The 3,481-nt window shown below is 68.4% G+C and carries 4 protein-coding genes and 1 pseudogene; all 5 read right to left on the reverse strand.

What is annotated here, in order from left to right; translation table 11 throughout:
- Window positions 1-206, reverse strand: a pseudogene (locus V7067_RS16640) (hypothetical protein); the annotation flags it as partial.
- A 17-nt stretch (window positions 207-223) separates the two neighbouring features.
- Window positions 224-1,054 (reverse strand): type I methionyl aminopeptidase, encoded by an 831-nt coding sequence (gene map / locus V7067_RS16645; protein ID WP_334177012.1) that lies wholly within the window; start codon window positions 1,052-1,054, stop codon window positions 224-226.
- Between the two features lie 241 nt (window positions 1,055-1,295).
- Window positions 1,296-1,994, reverse strand: coding sequence for a DNA/RNA nuclease SfsA (gene sfsA, locus V7067_RS16650; protein WP_334177013.1), 699 nt, complete (start codon window positions 1,992-1,994; stop codon window positions 1,296-1,298).
- Window positions 1,995-2,000: 6 nt separating this feature from the next.
- A complete protein-coding gene (locus tag V7067_RS16655; protein ID WP_334177015.1) occupies window positions 2,001-2,795 on the reverse strand; it encodes an ABC transporter ATP-binding protein in 795 nt (264 codons plus the stop codon).
- Window positions 2,796-2,857: 62 nt separating this feature from the next.
- A partial coding sequence (locus V7067_RS16660; RefSeq protein ID WP_334177014.1) for an ABC transporter permease occupies window positions 2,858-3,481 on the reverse strand: 624 nt, incomplete at its 5' end.

A 3,481-nucleotide genomic window follows, 5' to 3' on the forward strand; every position in this document is an offset into this window, starting at 1 on the left:
TTGGCTAGCGGCTTCGTGTCGCGCCTGGGGATGGAGCGGAACAGCACCATCTCCAGAAGCTCGTAATCGGCCAGCGCATCGGCTCCGGCAGTGCGAAAACGCTGCCGGAGCCGGTCGCGATGGCCTTCGCCGTCAATCTTGCGGCCGGCTTCGGAAAGGCCGGCCGGCCGCCGGGCCCCGGACGCACCGGCCTCGTCGTCGGCCATCGGCGCCCCTCCCGATCTCAGCCGCGCAGCGAGCGCGGCGGGAAGATGCCGGCAGGCGAGGTGGTGAAAATCTCGCAGCCGGTTTCCGTCACGCCGACGGCGTGCTCGTACTGCGCCGACAGCGAGCGGTCGCGGGTCACCGCGGTCCAGCCGTCGGACAGCACCTTCACATGCGGGCGGCCCAGATTCACCATCGGCTCGATGGTGAAGATCATGCCCGGCTTCAGTTCCACGCCCTCGCCCGGGCGGCCGTAATGCAGGATGTTCGGCACATCGTGGAACAGCCGCCCGAGACCGTGGCCGCAGAAATCCTGCACCACCGAGCAGCGCTCGCCCTCCACATAGGACTGGATGGCATAGCCGATGTCGCCGGTGGTGTTGCCCGGCTTCACGGCCGCGATGCCGCGCAGCAGCGACTCATAGGTCACCTCCAGCAGCCGTTCGGCGGCGCGCCGCAGGTTGCCGACCGCATACATACGGCTGGAATCGCCATGCCAGCCATCGACGATGTAGGTGACGTCGATGTTGACGATTTCGCCCTCGCGCAGCGGCTTGTCGTTGGGAATGCCGTGGCACACCACATGGTTGATCGAGGTGCAGGTGGAGCGGCGATAGCCGCGATAATAAAGCGTCGCCGGAAAGGCGTCGTTCTCCAGCCCGAATTCATAGACGAATCGGTCGATGGCATCGGTGGTAACCCCCGGCCTGACGATATCGTCGAGCGCATCGAGGCAGCGCGCCGTCACCTGTCCGGCACGCATCATGCCTTCGAACGCGGCCTTGTCGTAAAGACGAATCTGGCCGGTATTCTTCAGCGGCGCGGTCGCCGCATCCACATAGGTCACCATCTCAAACGGTCCAATCCTTCTCAGCCGGTCATGTCCGCCGGCGCTGCCGCGACGGCCCGGGCGGTGCCCGGCGGCACCGCTGCGGCCGGAGTGCGGCACGGTTCGGCCAGACATTCAGGAACCCCATATAGGAACCCCCGCACGGCCCTGCACGGGGCCGGCGATCCGTTCCGGGCAGGGGGCCCGGCCGTCGCACCGTGCGGCGGTCGCTGCCCTGCCGGTGCGGGCCGGCGCTGCCGGTCTACACGATTGCCACGGCGTCCGTCACTGTAATGGCTTCGGGGGTGATGGCACAACGCCAGGCATAGGCCTCCACGCCGGCCGCCCGCGCCGCGGCGAATGCCTTCGCATAGGCCGGGTCGATGTCGGCGGCAATGGCCATCGTGCGGGCATCGGGGCGCTGGATGAGAAACACCATCGCCGCGCGGTGGCCCTGCGCCACCATGGCCGACAGTTCCGCCAGATGCCGGGCGCCGCGCGCGGTGACGGAATCGGGAAATTCCGCCGCGCCGGGCCTGCGCATCAGGTGCACGTTCTTCACTTCCACATAGGCGCGGGGCCGGGCATCGTCTTCCAGCAGGATGTCGACGCGGCTGCGCTCGCCATAGGCAACCTCGCGGCGCAGCCGCGCATAGCCGGTAAAGGGCGCCAGCGCGCCGGCGGCGATGGCATCGGCCACGAGGGCGTTCGGGTGAGCGGTGTTGATGCCGACGAGCACGCCGTCGGCCTCCAGCAGTTCCAGCGACAGCGGCAGCTTGCGCTTCGGGTTATCGGAGCGCGACACGAACACCCGGCTGCCGGGCGCGTTGAGGCCGGTCATGGCGCCGGGATTGGCGCAGTGCACCGTTTCCACGACGCCGCCGGGAAATTCCACATCGGCCAGAAAGCGCTTGTAGCGGCGGATCAGCCGGCCTTCGGCGAGAGGGGCGGCAAAGCGCATCGCCGGTCAGCCCATCAGCAGCGCGTCGTCTTCGATCTCCTGCCCGCGCACCTTGCGGAACATGGCGACGAGATCGTCGACACCGAGGCCGGCGCGGGCATTGCCCGCCACGTCCAGCACGACCTTGCCCTCGTGCAGCATGAAGGTGCGGCTGCCCACGGCCAGCGCCTGTTTCATGGAGTGCGTCACCATCAGTGCCGTCAGGCGGTGTTCGGTCACCAGCCGGGCGGTAAGGGACAGCACGAAATCGGCCATATGCGGATCGAGCGCAGCGGTGTGCTCGTCCAGCAGCAGCACTTTGCAGGGCGAGAGCGTGGCCATGACCAGCGATACGGCCTGCCGCTGGCCGCCCGAAAGCAGGCCCATGCGGTCCTTCAGGCGGTTTTCAAGGCCAAGACCCAGCGTGGCGATGCGCTCGGCGAACAGCCGCCGCCGGCCCGCTGTGGCCGCCGGGCCGAAACCGCGCAGCCGGCCGCGGCTGGCGGCCAGCGCCATGTTCTCCTCAATGGTGAGGTTGGCGCACGAGCCGGCAAGCGGATCCTGAAACACGCGCGCCACAAGGCCGGCACGCCGGGCGGTGGACCACCGCGTCACATCCGTGCCGCCGATCAGGATGCGGCCGCGGGTGACGCCGACATCGCCGGCGAGCGCACCCAGCAGCGTCGACTTGCCGGCGCCGTTGGAGCCGATCACGGTGACGAACTGGCCTTCCGGGATGCTCAGATCGATGGTGTCGATCGCCTTCTTTTCCAGCGGCGTGCCGCGGCCGAAGGTGATGCCGATATCGTCGATGCGGATCATGTGGGCGGCGGCGGCATCCGCGCCGGCCGCACCCGGACGGGCCGGACTGACTGTGACGGAGCTCATGCCGCCCTCCCGGATTTCCTGAGGCGCGGCAGCACCAGCGCCACGGCCACCAGCACGGCGGTGACCAGATTGAGGTCGGAGGCCTGCAGGCCGATGGCATCGGCGGAAAGGGCGAACTGGATGCAGATGCGGTAGATGACCGACCCCACGACGCAGGCGGTGAGCGCAATCCACAATGTGCGGCTCGGCAGCAGCGTTTCGCCGACGATGACGGCGGCAAGGCCGACCACGATGGTGCCGACGCCCACGGTGACATCGGCAAAGCCGTTGATCTGGGCGAACAGCGCGCCCGCCAGCCCGACCAGCGCGTTGGAAAGCCCCATGCCGACATAGGTGTGCAGGCTGGTGGAAACGCCCTGCGCCCGCGCCATGCGGGCATTGGCGCCGGTGGCCCGCATGGCGAGCCCGAACTCGGAGGTCAGGAAGCGCGCCAGCAGCACCACCACCAGCACCACCAGCACCGCCAGCATGATCGGGCGCACCCAGTAATCCGGCAGGCCGAACAGCCCTTCGAACGGCGACAGCACGGTCTTCTGGTTGATGAGGGCGACATTCGGCCGGCCCATGACGCGCAGGTTGATGGAGAACAGCGCGATCATGGTGAGAATGGAGGCGAGCAG

The sequence above is a fragment of the Pseudoxanthobacter sp. genome (assembly GCF_036822375.1).
In the GTDB taxonomy this organism is placed as follows: Bacteria; Pseudomonadota; Alphaproteobacteria; order Rhizobiales; family Segnochrobactraceae; genus Pseudoxanthobacter.

Excerpts from the sequence above, each read along its gene's own strand:
- map (WP_334177012.1), bottom strand. The coding sequence starts at position 1,054 with ATGGTGACCTATGTGGATGCGGCGACCGCGCCGCTGAAGAATACCGGC.
- V7067_RS16655 (WP_334177015.1), bottom strand. The coding sequence starts at position 2,795 with ATGATCCGCATCGACGATATCGGCATCACCTTCGGCCGCGGCACGCCG.
- sfsA (WP_334177013.1), bottom strand. The coding sequence starts at position 1,994 with ATGCGCTTTGCCGCCCCTCTCGCCGAAGGCCGGCTGATCCGCCGCTAC.